At 54.5% G+C, this 18,362-nt stretch carries 14 protein-coding genes; 4 read left to right on the plus strand and 10 right to left on the minus strand.

The genetic code is table 11. The features are described from left to right. Window positions 1-322: hypothetical protein (locus KJ970_16915; protein ID MBU2692598.1), on the minus strand; the 322-nt coding region annotated here is incomplete at its 3' end. A 915-nt stretch (window positions 323-1,237) separates the two neighbouring features. On the opposite strand from KJ970_16915, the gene KJ970_16920 reads away from it, so the two are divergent. Next, window positions 1,238-2,962, plus strand: coding sequence for a recombinase family protein (locus KJ970_16920; protein ID MBU2692599.1), 1,725 nt, complete (start codon window positions 1,238-1,240; stop codon window positions 2,960-2,962). On the opposite strand, the gene KJ970_16925 is transcribed toward KJ970_16920, so the two are convergent. Both KJ970_16925 and KJ970_16930 read right to left on the minus strand, forming a co-directional pair. Then, window positions 2,910-3,443, minus strand: a complete 534-nt coding sequence (locus KJ970_16925; GenBank protein ID MBU2692600.1) for a sigma-54 factor interaction domain-containing protein — start codon at window positions 3,441-3,443, stop codon at window positions 2,910-2,912. The genes KJ970_16920 and KJ970_16925 overlap by 53 nt on opposite strands. Before the next feature lie 1,228 nt (window positions 3,444-4,671). Beyond that, the gene (locus KJ970_16930) at window positions 4,672-5,028 is read right to left on the minus strand and encodes a hypothetical protein (GenBank protein MBU2692601.1); all 357 of its coding nucleotides are present in this window, start codon (window positions 5,026-5,028) and stop codon (window positions 4,672-4,674) included. A 1,109-nt stretch (window positions 5,029-6,137) separates the two neighbouring features. Between KJ970_16930 and KJ970_16935 the strand changes: the two genes are divergently transcribed. Beyond that, entirely contained in the window at window positions 6,138-6,746 is a 609-nt protein-coding gene (locus KJ970_16935; GenBank protein ID MBU2692602.1) for a hypothetical protein, read from the plus strand. A gap of 23 nt (window positions 6,747-6,769) precedes the next feature. Here the strand turns inward: KJ970_16935 and KJ970_16940 are convergent, their stop codons facing one another. Then, a complete protein-coding gene (locus KJ970_16940; GenBank protein ID MBU2692603.1) occupies window positions 6,770-8,203 on the minus strand; it encodes a hypothetical protein in 1,434 nt (477 codons plus the stop codon). A gap of 371 nt (window positions 8,204-8,574) precedes the next feature. Between KJ970_16940 and KJ970_16945 the strand changes: the two genes are divergently transcribed. Further along, on the plus strand, window positions 8,575-8,811 hold the full coding sequence (locus tag KJ970_16945) for a hypothetical protein (protein MBU2692604.1): 237 nt from the start codon (window positions 8,575-8,577) through the stop codon (window positions 8,809-8,811). On the opposite strand, the gene speE is transcribed toward KJ970_16945, so the two are convergent. From speE to KJ970_16965, 4 genes are all read right to left on the minus strand, one after another. Further along, window positions 8,808-9,683, minus strand: a complete 876-nt coding sequence (speE, locus tag KJ970_16950; protein ID MBU2692605.1) for a polyamine aminopropyltransferase — start codon at window positions 9,681-9,683, stop codon at window positions 8,808-8,810. The genes KJ970_16945 and speE overlap by 4 nt on opposite strands. 97 nt (window positions 9,684-9,780) lie before the next feature. Further along, entirely contained in the window at window positions 9,781-10,965 is a 1,185-nt protein-coding gene (locus KJ970_16955) for an aminotransferase class I/II-fold pyridoxal phosphate-dependent enzyme (protein MBU2692606.1), read from the minus strand. Between the two features lie 236 nt (window positions 10,966-11,201). Further along, a complete protein-coding gene (locus tag KJ970_16960) occupies window positions 11,202-11,663 on the minus strand; it encodes a hypothetical protein (protein ID MBU2692607.1) in 462 nt (153 codons plus the stop codon). A 10-nt stretch (window positions 11,664-11,673) separates the two neighbouring features. Then, window positions 11,674-13,860: a hypothetical protein gene (locus KJ970_16965; GenBank protein ID MBU2692608.1), complete on the minus strand. Its 2,187-nt coding sequence runs from the start codon at window positions 13,858-13,860 to the stop codon at window positions 11,674-11,676. Window positions 13,861-14,268: 408 nt separating this feature from the next. On the opposite strand from KJ970_16965, the gene KJ970_16970 reads away from it, so the two are divergent. After that, window positions 14,269-15,315 (plus strand): DNRLRE domain-containing protein, encoded by a 1,047-nt coding sequence (locus KJ970_16970; GenBank protein MBU2692609.1) that lies wholly within the window; start codon window positions 14,269-14,271, stop codon window positions 15,313-15,315. Here KJ970_16970 and KJ970_16975 read toward each other — a convergent pair whose 3' ends face one another. Both KJ970_16975 and KJ970_16980 read right to left on the minus strand, forming a co-directional pair. Then, entirely contained in the window at window positions 15,316-16,119 is an 804-nt protein-coding gene (locus KJ970_16975; GenBank protein MBU2692610.1) for a M48 family metallopeptidase, read from the minus strand. A gap of 34 nt (window positions 16,120-16,153) precedes the next feature. Further along, window positions 16,154-18,259, minus strand: coding sequence for a S8 family serine peptidase (locus KJ970_16980; GenBank protein ID MBU2692611.1), 2,106 nt, complete (start codon window positions 18,257-18,259; stop codon window positions 16,154-16,156). Window positions 18,260-18,362: the final 103 nt, after the last annotated feature.

The raw sequence follows: 18,362 nt of genomic DNA on the forward strand, positions 1-18,362 counted from the left end.
GCCTGTCGGGATCGAGCGGGTCCCAGCGGCGCCTCTTCTTGAATATGGAGTCCAACCCAGGCCAAAAGACAGTCAGCAGAATGGTCACCCATCGCTGATCAGGAACTTCGCCATGAGCCTTGAGGATTGGGTATAGAACGGTATCCTTGCGGGGATCGTGTGAATCCCCACCATGCATGAACAACAGCACCTCATCCCAGAATACAAACTGCGGAAGAGGTGCATCCGTCAGGTTTAGGTTCGTCAGTAATGACTGGTAGGCATTGCTTTGCAGCTCCTTCTTAAGTTGCTCAAACCACTGAGCCCATTTTGTCTCGCGCACGACACTCCGGCCTCTCTGGCCGGGCGTCGTGCGCCTCACATGGGCCAACTAGGGCGTCGTGCGCCTCAGGATTTTGAGCAGTAACTGAACGCTACTGGCTATATGTACTCCCCGATTTGGCTACCACCAGATCGGGAGTTCATTCAGTGTCTTGCAATGTCGACACTTGCAACAGGCGGGCAAGCTAGCAAAATACTCGTGCCCACGCGTGAAGCGAATGTGTACCCTCTTGCCATTAAGCCTGGCGAGGAGCCTCTCGCATTTTATGCATCTCCAATCACGGCCTTCTTGACCGACATACGATTTTGCTTTGGAATTTTTCATATCCATTTCCTGGGCATAGCTCGCCCTTCTCTCGGACATATATTTCTATGCCGATTGACTTCAAACCCTCACACCCCTGCAGGGTTCTAGTGTCTATGGAAATGGACTGGTTGCTTCAGGGGTTAATCAAGCATCGGAGGATACACATCGCAACGCTCAACAAAGCTCTGCTCACAATCCACTCCCCATTGCGACTCACTTATCGCACCTCCTCAAAAGGACCTCCCGATAACCTCTCGATATCCTTTTGACACCAGTAAACTGGTTAAGTGAGTGGATCTGCCTTTTACTTTTCTGTTTGCTCCTCAGCTGAACCTCAGATGTGCATGCTGCCAATAGGATCTCTACCCACCATTGTGCAAGCACCCATAACCTAGCGCGCGAGAAACACAATCGTCAAGCGAAAGAGCTATCACAAAATTAAAAATAATTGTCCCCATTGCCCTCTCCCAACCCCCTTTTACATATAGAGAGCAGTGCCCCGGGTTCAACTTGATGTTCCGGCCAGCCAGAGCCAATTGTGGACAGGGGAGACTCTAATCGCCTTGAAATAAACAAGTTAAAGCTTGCAGGCCAGAGGAGACAATTCACGTGAAAGCAGCCATCTACGCCCGCGTCTCATCGCAGGAGCAGCGGGAGAACCAAACCATCCAGACCCAGCGGGAGTTCGCGGAAAAATATTGCGATCTCCACAAAATAAGCGTCATCGATATCTACTCCGATGACGGCGTCACCGGCACCCTGCCCCTCAGCCAGCGCCCCGCCGGAGCCAAGATGCTCGATGATGCCCGCACCGGCAAGATCGACACCGTTCTGTTCTACAAGCTGGACCGCCTTGGCCGCGATCCCCGGTTGACCCTGGAAGCCATCGACCAGCTGGAAAAGTGCGGTGCAAAGATCAAGTCCATGACCGAACCGTTCGATTCCGGCGAAGCGACAGGACGGTTTCTTATCGGCATCCTCGCGAGCGTGGCCGGGCTGGAACGCGAGACATTCCTTGAGAGATCCCATGCGGGCAGGGAACGCCTGGCGCGAGAAGGCGCATGGCTCGGCGGGATTGTGCCATTTGGCTATCGGGTCGAGGGTCGAAAGAAAGACGCCCGGCTCGTCGTCAACGAGGAGCATCTACCCACTGTTCCAATATCCGAAGCTGATATCGTCCGGATGATCTTCGACTTGTCAGCCAACAAGGGCTGGACCTGCGGGGCCATTACCAGGCACTTAACGGACCTCGGTATCCCCCCAGCCTATGTCAAGGACGGCCGCAAGGTCGCGACGAGAGGGAAACGGAAGCAAGGTACCGCCGGGGTCTGGTGGCCGGGAAGGGTCGGATTGATCATCCGCAACACGACCTACAAAGGTGTCCACTACTTCGGCCGCCGGGCGAAACGAATCAAGGAACCTATCAAACGCCAGGTCCCCGCTATTGTAAGCGAGGAAATTTGGGACAAGGCTCAAAAGACCCTCAAGAGGAACCTCATGAACTCCCCCCGCGGTGCCAAGAGGCGTTACCTGCTCAGGTCACTGATCAAATGCGGGATATGCGGCCTCAACTTCGGTGGCCTAAACGACCACAATGACACGCCATACTACCGCTGCGGAGGGAAGAGGAAACTGCGCGGCATCTATGGCAAGACAGGAGAGCCCTGTCGATCAAAATACGTCCCACTCGCAATTGAGGATATGATCTGGGCCGACCTGGAAGAATTTCTGCGGAACCCGGGCGATGTGCTGAAGACGCTGGCCGAGAATATGGACGGCCTGGAGGATGATGACTCCATCGCCAAGAGAGAACTCGAACTGATCCAGGAGCAGCTCAAAGAGAAAGATATTGAAAGAGGACGCATCCTGAACCTTTATCGCCGGGGCACGATCGACACCGCCCTCTTGGACGGCCAGATGACCGACATTGAGACGGAGCGCCAAAACCTCACACAAGCCCTCGTGTGCGTGCGGGAGCGCCTGGGAGGCGTCCAGGCCGCGGCGACCCGAATTGACTCGGCTGAGGCCCTCCTGAGCGAGTTAAACGGGCGACTGGACGGCACTCTGACGTGGGAGCTTAAGCGGGAGATCGTGGAGACGCTTGTGGAGGGAATTATTGTGGAGACGGTCGAGAAGAAGAATGGCAAGAAGGAAGCTATTGTACATGTGACCTACTGTTTTGATAAACCGAATACCGTACTTACAAACTACACGGACTCTCGTGCGAGTCGCAAACAGGGAATAAAAATTGACCGATCTGGGAAGAAAACGAATACCTGTCTTACAAACCACACGCAGATTCGTGCAATTCGCTCGGAACAGCGCCGCAATTGACTGGAACAAAGGCGCGGCCCCGCCGGTTACTGGCCTCATGAATCGCACGGGCAATCAACTCCTTGCCGGTGCCGCTTTGACCGAGGATCAAGATCGGGAGATCACTGCCCGCGATCGGTTCGAGATCCTCAAGCCGCGAGAGGAGTTTCATGTCGCGGGTCAGAAAGGTTCCGACACCGAGACGCCGGTGCCTCCTGTAATACCCGGAGGCTTTCAGCCGCACTTGAGAAATCCCCGCACCGCCGGCGGCCGTATCCGGCTCTCGCCAGGGACAGCGCAGCCAAAGTTCTTCCAGCATATGGTGAGCTTGGCTGACTAGATCCGCCCTCTTGATGCTGTTGAGAAGACCACGGGATTCCAGCAGCAGCTCCCGAATCTCACCGAGCCTTTTCATCGATCCCGTCTCGGTGGGACCGCCGCCGGGTTGCCAGGCCACGGTCTTGAAAGCCCGCTCCGCGAAGAGAAGCTCCAACCGCCCCATTTCGAAGGGATCGCCGACCGCCCTGAGCTCTTTGAGGGCCTCGTTGGCTTCAGCAAAAGCTTCATCCGACCCCTCTCCCAAAACGATCTTGGATGTGGCAAGTAGAATACGGGCCGCCGCGGCTTCCATCTGGTCCGGTATCTTTCGAGCCAAATGATAAGCTGCCGCGGCTTCACGTTTCGCATCCTCGGGCTGATCCAACGCCAGATAACATTCGGCCCTGCGGCGATGCACCTCGCACACGACATCGCCGTCGGGCGCCATCTCATATCCGCGACGATACGCTTTATCCAGCCTTGATAAAGCCCCGAGGGGATCCTCTTCATCCAGATCCAGATCGGCCTGAAACTCCAGAATCAGCGCTTCCTCCCTTGGCGAACCGGTGTTTAACAAAAGAGCCTTCGCCCGTTGAGCGGAAGATCGAGCCGCCGGGATCGCACCGCATCTTCGGTGAAGAAGCAGCGCCGTCAGGTGGAGCCGCATTTCAATCCGGGGATCTCCCAAACGCCGCGCGCGGCGAAGCGCGGTGGCCAAGACAGGCCTCGCCTCCGCGAGAGCTCCACTCTTGATACAGACAATGGCGAGATTGAGGCTGACATGGACCGTGCGATTCCACTGCCCTGTTTCCTCATAAAGATGATTCGCATTGTGAAGATGATCGCGGGCCAGAGACCAGACACACCGATTTTTGGCTTGAATCCCGAGTGCGACCAGAACATCGGCCTCGCCGCCGCGATCGCCCACCTGGCGGTACAGCACCCGGGCGGTTTCCAGCTCCCTGAGAGCTTCATCACCACGGCCCAAACGCATCAGAGAAAGGGCCATGACATGATAAAAACCAGCCAGTTGTCCGGCGGAACATCCATGATGAGGTTTTAATGTATACTTTTGACAGAGAACCAGCGCCTTTTTATACTCGCCGGTCTCAAAAAGGATATCCCTTTCGAGACGGTCCCATTCCACCGGTCTCTTGCTGTTTTGCCGCAGAGAATGTGAAATGGAAGATTCCAAGTCTCCAAGCGCTTCCTGTCCGCGGCCGAGATTCCAAAGACTGGTCAACCGGGCCAACCATACCTCTTCCGCACCAGCGGACCGGTTGGGGATCTTGGGATTCTGGCCGTTGTTCAGCAAGATTTCGGATAGACGGAGAACCTCCTCATACGATTCCGTACGAATGTGCAACCGGAGGAGATCGAGATTAACATCCGCCGCACCCTGCATTTTCAGGCTAGAGTTTTCCATAGTGGCCTCCCCTCATGAGGAGCACTAATCTCTCCAACCAAAAACGCCATCCCCGATGGGGCTCGGGCGTCTTTTCCCGGTGCTGAATCCTCGATCCTCTTCGGACTTCAATGGATTCACCAGGATTTTGAATGCAGGATTTTGGTCGGTAAATCGAATCATCCCCGCCGCCGGGATTGGAACGATGCGGCAAAGAATCCGGGTCTCCATCCGATTCCACCGGTGCCCGTTCGTAGGCCTGCGTATGAGCCCAAACCCGGCTGGCGATGCCCCATCCTCCTAGGGTCGATAGAAGGAAGGTCGCCAGCAGGAGGACCCATAACATTCTTTGATGTGCGAACATTTGAGACTCCTTACTTTCTTGGCACACGAAGCAGTAAATTATAGGATCCTTCGGAAATGGCATAGACATACCCTGGTCAAGACGTGGAAACCGCGTCTTGAATAACGGGCACATCCTTTGCCAGGGAGAATCCCTTTCCTGGGATCCTGGGAGGCGAGTCACTGAGGGGACTTGGGATAATCCCAACAGTGTGAAATGCACCCGAGTCGGCCGGATGAAAATTGATCAACTCGAATGACTTTTACTAATTGTGCAACAAATATTACCAATTGATCGGAAAATTGTCAATATGCAAAGGTAAAGGTCGACGGATCTGAATCCGCCGCGGGTCAGCCGCCCTATACTCTTCCTTGAAGAATCCGATCGAACAGCTTGTACGACATTTCGACTTAGTGACGACATCAAGCCGACATCTGGATCTTCACCGCACATTGTATGCCAACACTGCCCACATCCTGCTTGGGAAGTGGAACTCCATCTTATTTAATGACAAGGTGATAACTCGTCCACTTTTGGCGGGCTCAGGAAGAGAGCCGGCCTGTCGAGATTTCGTCGCTCTGATCAGAGCTGCAGGCCGAACCCCTCACCCCGCCCAAACGTGCATTCCCCACGAAGATTCATGCTTTTCGCAACGGAGATTTCATCTCCCGTGGGGAGTCTCGATAGGATGTCAAATCATACGGAGACGTAACCCCCTTACCAGCAATGCGCTACAAGTCCTCTGCTTGAAAGGTGACGACCGCCCTTTGTTGGCACATCACCTGCATATTGATTCAGCAGTCATGAGTCGCCAGGAGCCTTGACAGGCCGTGGCGATGGAAGCCGCCGTCGGTGGACTGAAACGGCGGGCCACCAGGCTCGCCCTTCCCGCTCCCTTATAGACACACCCCATTGGGCGGCGGCTTCCATTAAAAAGCATCTCCGGCGGTGACGGGATCTTAGATGATCTCGTCTTGGCCCCGCCTCCCCTCACCCCTGCTATGCATCATGGGCCTCCGCCGGCAGTTCTCGTGTCCCTCCGCCGCCACAGCGGGCGGGTCCCTTGAGGGCCCGCCCGCAAGACTTTTCCGGCCGGCGGGAACGGAATAGCCCTTCCGGGGAGGCAATTTATGGGCACTCTGCAGGTTGGTTTTGAAACTTTGCTTCGCGGATTCGATCCCGAAATTCTTAAACAGGATTCTTGCGTCGCCTACGGACTCTGGCCCGATCTGAGTTTGTGCTATGTCAATAGGGGCTGGAAAGAGTTCGCCTCCAAAAATGGAGGGGATTCGGATATATCAAGCCGGTGGCGTCTTGGAAGCAGAGTCTTGGATGCGGTCTCGGATGAGTTGAAGATATTTTATCAGAATGTCTACTCTCAATGTTTCAGTTATTCAAAACCCTGGTCGCATGAGTATGAATGTTCAAGTCCAGAATTATTCCGGCGTTTTGAACAGACTTTCTTTCCGCTCAAAATGAATGAGGGGCTTCTGGTCGTCAACAGGCTCCTCACTGAAACGCTGCATGATCCCGCCGAGCATATTGCGACAAGCCCCGATGAAGAGTGGTATCGGAATGAAGCCGGTATTCTTCGCCAGTGCAGCAATTGCCGCAGGACACAGAATATCGGCTCTCTCGACCGGTGGGATTGGGTTCCCGAGTGGGTCCGTCAACCGGCGGACGCCACCCGGTTCGTGCTCTGCCCCTCATGTTTGGATAGCGACTATGCGCACCCGTAATTGATTCAGCCTTCATAGGCGTGTTATTTTGCGGAGTTCAGTGCGGCCGTCAGCTGCGCTAAGATATCCTCTTCCGGTATGATCGTTGAAAAGAGCTTTGCGGCCATTGGAACCGCATCCTGAGCCGGCAGGCAATAACCCATTTTCGCAAACCGGCTTCTGAAACGGCTGACCTCTTCCCCAACTTCTTTTTTCTGCACAATGACATCGGCCATGAGCTGGGCCAAGCGGGCGAAGTCGGCTTCTTTCATTCCAAACCGGGTCATCTCTTGCACACCCAGCCGGATCCCGCTCGATTGAAGGAACGACTCATCATCGGGAAGAGCCTGATAATTGCAGACAATATTGCTTTCTTCGAGACGCATCGCCACCTCTTCCCCGGTACCATGCTGGGCCACGCGCACGATGACCTGATGCGTACGAGTATATCCATCCGCCGGATCCCCCTCGACGGAAAGTCCCGCGTCCGCCAAGGCCTTTGCAAAGGCTTTGGCATTAAGTATCACCTGCTTTTGATACAACTCCTTGAATTCATTCATTTCATAGGTCGCCATCAGGAGGGCCAAGAGGGTCCCCAGATGATGATTGCTTGTGGAACCCGGGAAAGCGCGGCTCTTGATATCGTTCCAGAGACGCGCCGTCGGTGAGCCCTTCGGCAAATTCCCGACAATGACGCCGCGCTGGGGCCCGAAAAATGTTTTATGAGTGCTTCCCGTCACCAGATCCGCCCCTTCCTGCAGTGGTTCCTGGAAAGCGCCGTAAAGACCCAGGACATGCGCCATGTCGAAGTGAATGATCGGCGGATCCTCAAAGTCAGCAACAGCGGCCCGCGCTTCACGAACCGGTTCGGGATAAAGGAACATGCTCTTGCCAAAAACGATCAGCTCGGGTTTATGTTCCTGAATGAGTTCCACCATCCGTCCGACATTGATTTTGTATGGGTTGTCCTGCTGAATGGGGAAATTGACTACAGACTCCTGGCCGGTTTCCGGATCGATCTCGACATAGTTAAAGAGAGCCCCCATCGGCTGGCTGCTGAGATGTCCGCCCTTGGTCAGGTCGTTATTCATGACGAGACGCATCCTGCGGAAGGTGCCTTTGGGGCTCTTGCGGTTTACAAATTTGGTGACGCCCTTGAAGAGCACCTCATTGGCCATCTGGCCGCTGATGGTTCGCAATTCGGCCCGCTCGGCGCCAAAGAAACGGCAGATCTCTTCCCGCGCTTCTTCCTCGACATCGCGGATAAAATTGATCCCCTGGTAGAAATAGACCTCGTTGCCCTTCATTGTGCGGTGTTCGGCGTAGCGGCCGGAGGGGTCGCAGATCTCGCAAAGTTTAACCAGAAGACTCGGCGTGTTCTCTGACGGGATAAGATTCACACATCGCTTCTGCCGCCAGATATTGTTTTCTGTCGCCCTCTCAACCAATCGCATGGCTTTCTCTTTCAACCCGGCCATCGTCCTTCTCCTTTTTTGCCCGTCAGACCCCATCCGGGATCCATCGCATCTTATCCAATGATCAGGATTCTCCCCTCAAGCGCTCAGCGCCGACGATGCCTTACCTTAGCGAATTTTGGGGCTTTCCTGCAATGGGTTACGGCGTTCTATGGCTGCCGGGCGGATGAAATCCTCGAGGGAGTGTAAGAAACCCTTTTATTATGTGGAGGCCTTGCTAATCTATTGTGTTCAATGGGTGCTGATCCTATCATTGTGGGACACGTTACGGTGTGGGTTGCGGCATAAGCTGCGGCCTGAATTGCGGCAAGGGGCGGCGCGGGGCGGCGGCCCCGATCCCGCCAGAACCCTGAAAAGGAGAGGACATCCCGGCCATGGAGATCCGGAAGACGATCGAAGAGATGGAATCCAGGATGCCTTGGATCCACTGGAAGGTATTAGAACCAGCCCAGGTTCAACCGATGCTGGCCAATCTTGGGTACGACGGATGGTATGACCGCTGCAAATACGATGTCATTGCCTTTCATGAAGAGGGCGAAGAGAAGGCTCTATTGATTTGGAATCTCGCCGTTGGACCTGACCGGGAGAATCCGGCCAAGTCCTGGAATTAGTCCTCCTCTATCATCCGCCTTATAAAGCTCGGCAACGCAAAGACCGCATTGAAGAGTCCGCAATTCAGATATTTCAGATCATCTTCCATCGAGGCCAGTCTTTTAGATCGATCCAAACCCCTCGGATCCTGCCCCTTCGACGCCACACAGAACGCCCAAAGAAATCCGGGATAGGTCGGCACCGTCGCCGTGTACATCGCGACCTTCGGGAATATTTTGCTGAGTTCTCGATAGACCAGCTTGGTCCATTCAGGATGGAAGTAGGGCGATCCCGCCAGTGTGCCGAAGACCCCATTCTCCCCCAGCGCCCGGTGAATAGTGCGGTAGAAATCGGCGCTGTAAAGCCCGATCGCCATCGGCGTGGGATCGGTTCCGTCAATGATAATGACGTCGACCGCTCCCTCGCGAAGCCCTTTGAGACGGGCGATCCCGTCTCCAATATTGAGTTTGAAGCGGGGATCATCAAACGATGTCGCGATCTGCGGGAAGTATTTCCGGCTGATTTCGCAGACCTTTTCATCGATTTCACAAAGCTCCAGATTTTTTACTTCGGGATGCCGCAAGGCCTCCCGGGCCGCGCCGCCGTCGCCCCCTCCGACAATGAGGATCCTTTCCGGCTTAGGGTGCACGAGCATGGGCATGTGGGTCAGCATTTCATGATAAATAAATTCATCGACGTCAGTAAACTGAACCGCCTGATCCAGCATCAAGATCCTGCCGAAAGCTTTCGTTTCAAAAACCTGGATTTGCTGATAGTCGCTCTGGCCGTTGTAGAGAATCTTCTCAGTAACATAGGTGATGAATTCACTATCGCTCACCGTCTCGGTGATATAGCGCGTCATGTTCATCGCGATCGATTTTTTATCTGCCATCTTAAAATCCTCTCCCTGCTCCGCTCCAATTCCCGAACCCATAAAAAATGAGGACCCGGATTGAAATCATCCGGATCCTCAAGTCGTAGATCACTCTTTAGATCTTGGCAAGCCCTTGATCAAGATCGGCGATGATCTCATCGACATCTTCGATGCCGACGGCGATCCGGACCAATCCATCGGTGATGTTCGCTTGGCGACGGGCTTCGGGACCCAGCGTGGCATGGGTCATCGACGCCGGATGCTCAATGAGCGTTTCGACGCCGCCCAAACTCACGGCCAGGGTGCAGAGCTTGACCGAATTCATGAGGGTCTTGCCCGCTTCGAGCCCCCCCAGGAGTCCGAAGGAAACAACCCCTCCCCCGCCCTTCATTTGACGCTTCGCGACCTCATATTGCGGATGGGAGGGCAGGTAGGGATAACGCACCCACTCGGTCTTTGCATGGGCTTCGAGGTATTTGGCGACCTTCATACCATTTATACAATGGCGTTCCATCCGAAGCGCCAGGGTCTTGATCCCGCGCGCGACGAGGAATGAATTGAAGGGTGTGATCGTGCCGCCGAGCTGATTCAGGGTTTTGCGGAAATGAGTATAGTCTTCCTTGTTCTTCACCACGATGATGCCGGCCACAACATCGGCGTGACCATTTAGATATTTCGTCATCGAATGGACGACAACATCAACACCAAACTTCAATGGCTGCTGAAGGATCGGACTGGAGAAGGTGTTGTCAACAACAACACGCGCGCCTTTGGCGTGGGCGATTTCAACAACAGCCTTGAGATCGGCGACGACAAGGGTCGGATTGCCCGGCGTCTCGACATAGATCACTTTTGTCTCAGGTTTCATCGCCTCTCTGACAGCATTGGTATCGGATGTATCGACGAAGGTCGCTGTGATTCCAAAACGCGACAGGACCGTCTTAACGAGTGTATTTGTCGGCCCATATACGGCATCGCTGCACACAATATGATCCCCGGCATTCAACATGGAAGCGAAGGCCGTGTGGATCGCAGCCATCCCCGATCCGCAACCGAGCGCCGCGAAACCGCCTTCCAACGCCGCCACAGTTTTCTCCATCGATTCTATGGTCGGATTCCCCATCCGGGTGTAGATATACCCCTTCTCTTCTCCGGCAAAGAGACTGGCGCCGTGATCCACATTTTTAAAGAGGAAGGTGGAGGTTTGATAAATCGGCGGAATGACGGCGCCGCAGGCGTCGTGATGATGACCGGCGTGGACACATTGGGTGTCCATGCTTCGCATTTTGGGATCTTCCATGGCGGACTCCTTCATGGGCTTCGAGAGCCTGGGTTCAGATTCAGCAGTGTTTCTGGTGTCCCGCCGGGGTGGATACCCGGGGTGGCTTTCGGTTTCACCGTGGCGGATGAGTACAGTGTATCGAAAGGTTTGCGTAATGGCTAGTGTAAGATATTGGGTTATAACCTGTTGTTAGGTAGGGATTAGAAGCAAAATTAGACAGGGCGTTTGATGCATGAAACGAGTTCGGACCCTCTCTACTCCGAGGACGTTCTCTTTGGACGCACAACCATTTGAATGGATGAGGCGGGGAAAAAAGGCAGAGAGACAATTCTCTCTTCATCGAAATGAAACTCCTGATCCTCAATCACCAGTATAAATTCCGGTTCGTTGACCTCTCTACGTTCCGTTTGCGAGGAATCTGAACCGACCTCACCACGGATAAGAACGGCCACGGCGCCTTGTCCCGAAGCCTTCGGGAAAATCCTAACGAGATAGCTCCCATCCTCGGAAGCCAGTGAAAGAACCGGCGAATCAGTTGGAAAATAATTTTTCCCTTTCTCGGGTGAATCGGCCGCCAGGGAGAACGGTATTATCTGCTCTGGAGGCTTCAGAACATCAGCCTCCGCAATTCCCCAGGAGATGGGTTTCAGATCGATTTTCTGCTCCACCAATCGGTTGGCTATGATCTCCACATGATTTTCTCGCCGGCTGTTCACGACTCCTCCTTCATTTCCCGGAATACTCCTCGATTCCAACCCACCCGTTCGGTGTCAAGATCATCACTTCCTCCGCCAATCGCAATTCTTCCGCCTGGATTTCCTCAAGTGTAATATCCGGATTATATTTTTCCCGGATGGCGGCCCGGCCCGCATCGCTAAAATGAACCCATTTCAATTTCGGGCTCTTCAATTCTGAGAAATCAAAACTAAATAGAATTCTATCAGATCCATCCACACCCGAGCAGGATATATTCGCGCAGGCGTGATCTTCCATGAACGCCACCCTACAGTGTGTTCTCTCGGCTGAATCAAAGCTTGTTTTTGCGAAACTCAGAGCAGTCAGAATACCCTTTTGCAGGCATTCAGGATCCATCATTGATTGCGCTTCGGTCACATCTGCGCTGACGTGAGACTTCATTTTATCAAGATTCCCGAAATTTTCCTCTGAGAGAACAAGGTACAGTCCTCTTCCGGTCGGATTGTTTGTTCCAACGATGGCATACTCATTGACTCCATCACTATTTAAATCGATTCGATGGATAGCATCCATATGACCGGCATTTTCAAATTGCGCTATGAGTTTTCCATTACTGCTATCAATGATATCCAGAAGACTAAATGATTGACGCATGGATCTCCGCAAGGCCAGGATTCCCTTCGTCATCTCTCCAATCTGAACGGGACCGTAGATGCGCCACCAGTTCATATCCTCCCGTATCACCCCCCCCTCGAGGTCAAGATCCCGTGAGGATGCTTGCCAGATCCGATTTCCTTTCCTATCAAATATAGTGATCAAATCCGTCCGATTTACGCCACTCCCATGTAAAACCATAATCTCATTCAAACCATCCCCGTCCAGATCCCAAACATTGGATTTGCTGTGCCAGTGTTCGAGACCGTAATCTTGATGAAGAGGAGGTGAAGGGAGCTTCAATTTCATCGTTATCCAACCATGGCTATTTCGAACAACAATATCATTTCCCTCCCACACTGCGCTGTCCGGCTTATTTTGAGTGCTTAAAAGAATAAAAATCCAAAGAGCGATGAGGAGGATTGTGGATATGACGGATGTTACCATCCGCGAACGGCTGTAGGTGAACCAAGCCGTGATGGTGCGCGCCCCCTCAAGCAGGCCTCGACTTCGCCTTGCAAGAACCTCACCATACTCAACCTCTCTCGCCGGACCCAAGATGTCCCTGAGATCGTCAACACCTCGGATTTCCAATTGCCGTTTCGGGTACCTCTCACTAAGGGATGCCACCTCTTTTTTAAACATTTCCTTTTGTTGTCCAGGGACCCATAAGGTTTCTACATTGGAGAAAAAGCAGGCCCTGGCCTTGGGCTTCAATGTCGAGGCCTCAACCGGGGTGACGCGGTAACGATCCATGACACCCGTTGCGGCGGTTCTTCTATCGAGTTCGCAGATATGCCATCCCGGCGCCAGAGATTGCCATCCCGAAATGGCCGCAATGGCAAAAGGCAAACCAGCCGACCGGCCGACCAGAGTCGCCCCGGGCTGATCCCACCCCGTACCAAACCAGGTATGGGTCAGGTGCGGACCTCCCTTGGGTCGGAAGGGGTGCATTCTTTCCAAGACAGATAGAAAAGCCTCCTTCGCCTCGGGGCTTGTTGCCCCATCGACGTGGAGAATGGGTTTGGGTGATCGCCTAGAGACTGAATCTACTTGTACAGTAAACCGAAGCAGTTGCCCGCAGGACAATCCTGCAAAATCGGGGTGGGAAATCCTCATGTCCGGCACCTCGGCAACTACAGGCACAAATATCTCCACTGATTGCCGGGAGATGGGTTCTGATGACCCTTGGATCGCTCTCCCTGAAAGGAGATCATCTGTCTTTCGTTGCGCCTTGCCGACCGCTTCCAGGGCCGAATTTCCAGCTTCCCTCCAATCCTCACTCCCTGGAATATTCGGAACTTTAAACTCTAGGCATCTCTGTAAAGAGGTATGGATAACTTCTAATTCATCGGGGGAAAGCCCTTCCAATGGACATTTATTTATAAGGCCGGCGAGTTGATATGCTATTTTGAAACCATACCCTACCCACCCTTCCAACCCATGTGACAGTGCCAATTCCAGAAATCGAATTTCAAGTTTTATTTGAAGAAGCGGCGGCAGCCCCAGCACGAGGAGCCGTTGAAGTTCATCATAGAGATGATGTAGTTCAAGCGGTTTCATGATGTGTGGCTCGGCTAACCTTTAAATCTTGGAGAAGGACTCCCCGGAATTCGGAAGGATTCGGTGCAGTGATCATCCCACCTCCCCACCCCACACGAATTGTCTGTTCTCGGATGTCTGAAGAATGCGGTACACGAGATAGAGCCTCAACGCCAACTTCAACCGCACTAGAAAGTTACATCATTCTGGCTGGGTTGGCAAGTAAGAAGCCGACGGGAAAGGCAAGGGCTCCAAGAAATCCACAAGACGCTTACATCTGTAGATATTTTGGCTTTAGGCGCAAAATCGTGTTATAATTGTTACAGATTGGCCTTGCTGGAAACATCCTTTTACATCTTCGGCCGGTTGGCAGTTCCGGCCGGATTGAGCCCTCTTTAAGGGGCTTTGCGCCAAGAAGGAGTCTGCACCATGAGTAAAGCAACCACTCTATTAATGTTGGTGATGCTCCTACCGGTCTTGATTGTCGGCTGCAGCGAAGAGACCAACGTTGCGGAGCCCCAACAGGTACTGGATCCGGGAAACGGGAGCGCCCTCCCCATGGAGACATTGCCGGATGGCGCGATCCTCGAATCGGCGACCCTCTACATTTACGCCGTTGAGGCGAATCATCACACCATCAACGCTCACCAGATCACCACTCCATGGGATGAGATGACCGTCACTTGGAATAATTTCGGCGGTGGTTTCGCTCCTGAGGTCGTCAGTTCGTTTGTCGCCGATGCCGCCGATTGGCATAGCGTGGATTTGACGCCCCTCGTTCAGAGCTGGCTCGACGGCACCGCGGAGAATCACGGCGTGCTATTGGATCAAGCGACGATGGAGTTTCCCTTCGCCAAATTCAGAAGCACCGACTATTTCTATAACAATCCGTATATGGAAATTTGTTATCTGGTGGACGATCTTCTTGAATGCATGATTATCCCGGTGCTCGGCGACACCTATATTTGGGAATATATGCCGGATGAAAATTACGGCGGCAATAACGCCCTCTACACCGGTTGGTACAATGAGAATTATCTCGAAAAGCAGACATTGATCAAGTTCGATCTCGAAATCCAAGAGTGCGGCGAGTGTGAAGGCGGCGTCAATGAATTGACGCTCCGCTATCTGGGCTCATCAGAGGATCATGTCATCATCTACGCCGGCGATAAGCCCGATATGTCGATGATGCTCTTCAAAGGAATCGTTCAACCTAATGAAGATATCACTTTCGCGGGGATTGGCGATATGGGAACGATGGGTCCCAAAATCAATATCTGGGTGAACGAGAGGTTCCATGTCAAGATTCACACAAGCTGCTCCGAACCGATCGGTCCGGGGTTGCTCCGTGGAAATTTTAGAATATTAGCGGGCCGCAGCCGCCTCGGCGGCCCTCTGTGCCCCCTGGATTTGCCTTTCGATAAAGACGAGGCGATCTTTTACGCCCCTCATTATGCGGTGAAGGGCGGCAGGTAATTACGGCGCCGGTTTGTAATAGGTAAGCGCTTCCGGCATCCATTTCTGGAGCTGTTCGACCCGCGTTCCATGACTCGGATGGGTGCTGAGCCATTCAGGCGGCGCCGAACCGCCGGCGCTTTTCCCCATCCGCTCCCAGAATCGGATCGATTCCCGCGGGTCATATCCGGCCTTGGCCATATAGACAAGGCCGATATGATCCGCTTCGCTCTCCTGCGCGCGGCTGAAGGGCAGAAGAATTCCGACCTGTCCACCGATCCCATAAGCTGCCAGCACCACGCTGCGCGTCGTCTCGCTCTTTTCATTCAGGAGCGCTTCAAGACCCATCCCGCCGATTTGAAAGGCGAGATCATCGGTCATTCTCTCTCCGCCGTGCCGGGCGATGGCGTGGGCAATCTCATGGGCCATGACGGTCGCCAATCCGGCTTCGTTTTCAGCAACGGGCAGAATCCCGGTATAGATCGCCACCTTCCCGCCCGGAAGGCAAAAGGCGTTGACCGTAGCTTCATCACGAATCAGGCTGAATTCCCATTCATATCCGGGGCGGTCGGAGGCGGCGGCGATCTTCCTGCCGACACGCCGGACCATTTCAAATTCGGCGCCGGATTTCACAATCTCCGACTCCGAGAGGACTTGTTGGTAGCTCTCGAGGCCGAGGGCCAGCTCCTGGCTCTCCGGAATAAGATTTAAACTCCGGCGCCCGGTGACCGGCACGGTGGCGCACCCGGCGATCATGAACATAAGAACGATGAGAGCAACCCAGTGGAGATTGTATAAAGTACGAAGTTGGTTTTCTCTCTTCATGGACCTTCCCCTCCCTGGGAACAGTCTCGGCCTTCTAACGCAAGCGCACCCAGCGCTCCTGGGCGACAAGATCGCGCCCGCTCAAAAGACGGATCCAATAAATTCCCGCCGCCACGGCCCGGCCGCGGTCGTCGACGCCGTCCCATGTCCAGGAGGAGCCGGTGAGGGCGCGGGATAGAATCCGCCGTCCCGTCGGCGCGATAATCACTACATGATAGGCGTCGCGAGCGAGGCCGTCATCGGCCAAATGCAGTTTCAATCCGCCGGATGAGGGATTCGGCCAAATCTGCAGCCGCGATGCCGATCCCGCGACGGGATCCGCAACGCCGGATCCGGTGGGCATTGTGAAAGTCCAGGTTTCGCGGCTCTTGCGGGAGTGTGATTCTGCATCCACCGCGAAGACCTTCCAATTGTAGGTTACGCCGGGTATCAGAATATGATGAACGACGAGAAATGTATCGGCGGGAACCTCTTGTACCATCGGAAGATCAAATGGAGAGGCGGTCACATCCTGTATCACGACGCGGTAGGTCGGCGGCACACCCGAATCGAGATCTTCCGTCGATTCCCAGACAAGGGTCACGGGCAGCTCCGGCTCCTCGGAATCTCCGGGTGAAACGAGCGAAAAGGGCAGCGGATAAATGGGCGTCTCTGAGAAGATCGCCGCATAAACATCCGGAATGCCGGCACCATAATCATTGTCGGGAAAGGCCGAGTTATCGCCCGAGGCTTTGAGCGCTTGAATCACGGCGTAGGGATCCCACTCGGGATGCGCTTCCAGCACCAGGGCGCAGGCGCCGGCGATGATCGGCGCTGAAAAAGAGGTCCCGTTCCCATCCCCGTAGTCTGTGTCGCTCCAGGCTCTGGCGACAGCGGCCTTCCAGCCCCGCGCGCAAAGCTCGGGTTTGATCCGGTTGTCATAGGTCGGTCCGCGGCTGCTGAAGTTTTGTAGAACTCCGGCGCTGTCGACCGCTCCGCAGGAGAGAATCGTGTCGGCATCCGCCGGCACGCGGAGGGTCCCCGGATCCGGCCCATAATTCCCGACGGAGTTGACACAGAGGATCCCCTTGGCCGCGGCGATATCAACCGCCCGCGTAATGACGGCGGTATTGCCGTCGAGGTCCTCATACGTATAGCCTGTTAAATCGTCAAAGGTCAGATAGGTCAGTGAAGCCGAGGTCAGCCAAACACCCAAGGTGTCGGCCCACTCAAGGGCGGCGACATAGTTGTCTTCTTCCACGGGCAGCTCGCTGCGGGTGTCCTCGGTCTTGGCCAATACAAATGAGGCGCCGTAAGCGGGGCCGATCACATGTCCCGGGGAGTAGCCCCCGGCCGCGCTCCAGGTGCCCGTCCCATGGAATTGCGCATTTTCTTCATCTTCAGCCTCGTTTTGTACAATGCTGTCGCCATAAACATAATCATACTGCGCGACCAGATCGAGCGCGGCAAAGGCCTCATGATCGGTACGAAATCCGGTATCCAGCATCATCATAAGGACATGATCGCCGGTGATTCCCAGCGCATGCAGAGGTAGTACATTAATCTGATCCAGCTGCCAATAAGAAGGCCCATAATCCAAAGAGCGGCCCGCTTTCGGCGCGGCCTCCCGCCCCATATCCCCCGGATCCGATGACACACTCTCCGCCGGATCGACACCGCCCCGCGCCACAGGGATCACCTCTTTTACAAAAGGCAGCTCGATAACGCGGCGCAGGGTTTCGACACTCATGACGAAGCTGCCGCCGTTCAGCCAGCGGGTCCGGTGCCTGAGAATGCCGCCCAACTCAATGACAGCGTCGATATAGGAGGAACAGACCGGCAGATCCCGCTCATCGACAAGTTCCACATTCCTGACCCGGGACCGGCGGGCCAAAACATCATCCGACAACTTATGCTTTGCGGATTGGAGGGCGGCGGCCTGTTGGGAAGATTCCAGCCCTCTATCGGAGAAAAGGACCCAGACCGTCCATTCCCGGCCGGCGCGGTCCTCGGATAGGGATCGGCTCAGGGTCGGGTGAATGGCGGTCCCAGCGGCCGGGCCGGCGCTGGAGAGCAGGATGAAGACACAAAAGAGAGCTGTCGCGACTGCTGGTAATCCCTTCTGAGACAACACCATCCGGCGTTCCTTTCTGAGGTCCATCCGCCCTTTGACACCCGCGCGTTGACACCTCCATCAAAGATCGGCGGCAGACCGTTGAGTGGATACAGACTGTTTCTATTATAGGGCAAATCCATCGAAAACT

The organism is Candidatus Eisenbacteria bacterium (genome assembly GCA_018831195.1).
Taxonomy (GTDB): domain Bacteria; phylum Eisenbacteria; class RBG-16-71-46; order CAIMUX01; family JAHJDP01; genus JAHJDP01.

Bases quoted from the DNA above. Each gene is read 5' to 3' on its own strand.
- KJ970_16925 (MBU2692600.1), bottom strand. From the start codon at position 3,443: ATGGGGCGGTTGGAGCTTCTCTTCGCGGAGCGGGCTTTCAAGACCGTG.
- KJ970_16930 (MBU2692601.1), bottom strand. From the start codon at position 5,028: ATGTTCGCACATCAAAGAATGTTATGGGTCCTCCTGCTGGCGACCTTC.
- KJ970_16935 (MBU2692602.1), top strand. From the start codon at position 6,138: ATGGGCACTCTGCAGGTTGGTTTTGAAACTTTGCTTCGCGGATTCGAT.
- KJ970_16940 (MBU2692603.1), bottom strand. From the start codon at position 8,203: ATGGCCGGGTTGAAAGAGAAAGCCATGCGATTGGTTGAGAGGGCGACA.
- KJ970_16945 (MBU2692604.1), top strand. From the start codon at position 8,575: ATGGAGATCCGGAAGACGATCGAAGAGATGGAATCCAGGATGCCTTGG.
- speE (MBU2692605.1), bottom strand. From the start codon at position 9,683: ATGGCAGATAAAAAATCGATCGCGATGAACATGACGCGCTATATCACC.
- KJ970_16955 (MBU2692606.1), bottom strand. From the start codon at position 10,965: ATGGAAGATCCCAAAATGCGAAGCATGGACACCCAATGTGTCCACGCC.
- KJ970_16965 (MBU2692608.1), bottom strand. From the start codon at position 13,860: ATGAAACCGCTTGAACTACATCATCTCTATGATGAACTTCAACGGCTC.
- KJ970_16970 (MBU2692609.1), top strand. From the start codon at position 14,269: ATGAGTAAAGCAACCACTCTATTAATGTTGGTGATGCTCCTACCGGTC.
- KJ970_16975 (MBU2692610.1), bottom strand. From the start codon at position 16,119: ATGAAGAGAGAAAACCAACTTCGTACTTTATACAATCTCCACTGGGTT.
- KJ970_16980 (MBU2692611.1), bottom strand. From the start codon at position 18,259: ATGGACCTCAGAAAGGAACGCCGGATGGTGTTGTCTCAGAAGGGATTA.